4 protein-coding genes are annotated in these 2,160 nt (G+C 44.2%); all 4 read left to right on the top strand.

Annotated elements, in window-relative coordinates; all coding sequences use genetic code 11:
- Positions 1 to 401: 401 nt before the first annotated feature.
- Positions 402 to 917, top strand: a complete 516-nt coding sequence (locus OGY08_RS01655; protein WP_001025395.1) for a J domain-containing protein — start codon at positions 402 to 404, stop codon at positions 915 to 917.
- 104 nt (positions 918 to 1,021) lie between these two features.
- Positions 1,022 to 1,564, top strand: a complete 543-nt coding sequence (locus tag OGY08_RS01650; RefSeq protein ID WP_001083906.1) for a hypothetical protein — start codon at positions 1,022 to 1,024, stop codon at positions 1,562 to 1,564.
- Positions 1,561 to 1,812 carry a hypothetical protein gene (locus OGY08_RS01645; protein ID WP_001230707.1) on the top strand — a complete coding sequence of 84 codons (252 nt, stop codon included), beginning with the start codon at positions 1,561 to 1,563 and terminating at the stop codon, positions 1,810 to 1,812. The genes OGY08_RS01650 and OGY08_RS01645 overlap by 4 nt, the downstream gene beginning before the upstream one ends.
- Positions 1,799 to 2,026 carry a helix-turn-helix domain-containing protein gene (locus OGY08_RS01640; RefSeq protein ID WP_000801440.1) on the top strand — a complete coding sequence of 76 codons (228 nt, stop codon included), beginning with the start codon at positions 1,799 to 1,801 and terminating at the stop codon, positions 2,024 to 2,026. The genes OGY08_RS01645 and OGY08_RS01640 overlap by 14 nt, the downstream gene beginning before the upstream one ends.
- The last annotated feature ends 134 nt before the right edge of the window (positions 2,027 to 2,160 follow it).

The raw sequence follows: 2,160 nt of genomic DNA, 5'->3' as shown, positions 1-2,160 counted from the left end.
ACGCTCACACGCGCAGTACAGCGCCCCGCCATGCTGCAATGCACCAGGGCGGGGTAAACTCGCTTGCGCTCGCGCTAACTGCGGCATTCTGCGGCGCAAATCAGCATAATCATGGCCTGCTGGTCAGTTGGGCTTTGCAGGGTGAAGGGATGGCCTGTGCACCCTGGTACGTTCGTCAGCGGCTGCGCCGCGCTTCGGGGCGATGTGGCTCCTGTGCTGCCCTGGTATTTTCGTTCGCCCCTTCCATCCGCTTACGCGGATTAAAAAACGTGATAACAATCACTTATCGAGTAAAAAAACGGGAGAAAACTTGCAAATACGACTTAAAGGTCGTATTATTGTTTCATCGAAAGGGGAATGGCCCCTCTCACAATAGCCCAGCAGGGCAGGAGATTAAAAAAATGAATATCCAGGAAGCATTAAACGTTTTTGGATTATCCGGCGAATTAACTGAAAAAGATATCAAAGCAGCATACAGAAAAGCCGCTTTAAAATATCATCCAGATCGTAACCCGTTAGGGGCTGAACTGATGAAAGCGGTAAATGCAGCTTTTGATGTATTGATGGCAAATATTGATAAAATAAATCAGTTCCAGAGCACTGATGAACATGCACGATATAATTACGGTGATGACCTGGAAAAAGTATTAAACGTTCTTTCTGGTTTATCTGGTCTGGTATTTGAAGTGATAGGTAACTGGGTCTGGATTAGTGGAGAAACCATTACACATAAGGAAACTTTAAAAGAAATCGGGTGTAAATGGGCGGCAAAGAAAAAACAATGGTTTTATCGTCCAGACGAACATAAAAGTTACTGGAATCGTGAAGAACACACGATAGAAGAAATCCGCGCAAAATACGGTACAACCGGACAGCGCAGGGCGACAGGGTGGCAACGCGTGGAAACCAGAGCGTAACCAGAACGGGGGCGAGAAGCCCCCGATATTATAGCCAGCCCGTCTTTTGGGGCATCGAACCCAAAAAGACGGGAACAGCAGCCACGTAGCAAAAAGGGAAACAGATGAACTCTTTTTTTGAACAATATCACCCTGTCTTTGAAGTTGTCTGCCGTATCCTGGGGAACGGCTGGCGCGTGAACAAACTTGATGATTGTTCGTCTCGTATAAAACTGACGTCACCGCAGTTTAAAAATTACTCTGTGCATATTCGGATGGAAAAAGACCGCTTTTCTGTGGTGGGGAGTGTGGATAGTCGTTCCTGGCGTAGTCCGCATCATGTTTGCACGTTATCCAGAAAACGGAATCCCGTTGATATTGCAGCCGATATCGAGCGAAAAATTCTGGTAAATGCTTCGCAGGAGGTGTTACAGGCGATTGAGTATGAGAAACACCAGGTGGAAAAAAAGGACGAAATTCTGATCCTGAAAGGTATGTTATCGCAACTTGTCCAGCTTGAAAGCTGGTATGGGGCATTGACAGGCTTTAAAGCTGAAAACGGATTGAACGGTAAAGTCACCGAACAGGGCGACAGTTATGATTTACAGATTCGGGGCTTGAGTATAGATCAACTTGTTAAAATTACAGGGTATTTGAAACAGTTATGAGAAAAAATAAAGGTGATGTGACTTATTTTCTTGAAAAAGAAGGTGACAATTACAGGCTTACAAAAAGGATAAAAGCCAGAACAAATGTTAAAATCGGGAACAAAACTACGAAAATTACATTGTATGATGCTGTACTGAATGAGAATGAATTACAACATATTGATTTTACGTGTGCCGGATTAAGGGAAGACGATGAGACGCCAGTTAAGAATTTAATTAAGGAGTTTATGTTAAATGAAACCCGATAATACACCTGAAAATGTAAAAAAATTACGTTTAAAAGCAGGATTAACACAAAAGGAATGCAGTCATATTTATGGTGTTGGGCTAAGAACCTGGCAGAAAAAAGAGGAAGTTAATACTCAAAACAGTCAAAGTCTGTCACTGGTTGAGTTTGAGTTTCTTTTGTTACTTGCAGGAGAACATCCTGAATACGTGCTCTGCAAAAGGGAGTCAAAATAAAATGACCTGTGATGGTTTTATATTAGTACCTGGAGTTGCGCTCGTAGCTCGCTGACGCTCACACGCGCAGTACAGCGCCCCGCCATGCTGCAATGCACCAGGGCGGGGTAAACTCGCTTGCGCTCGCGCTAACT

Origin of the sequence: Citrobacter sp. Cpo069 (assembly GCF_030332785.1) — a bacterium.
GTDB lineage: Bacteria > Pseudomonadota > Gammaproteobacteria > Enterobacterales > Enterobacteriaceae > Citrobacter > Citrobacter portucalensis.
This window is presented reverse-complemented; position numbering and strand designations above follow the sequence as displayed.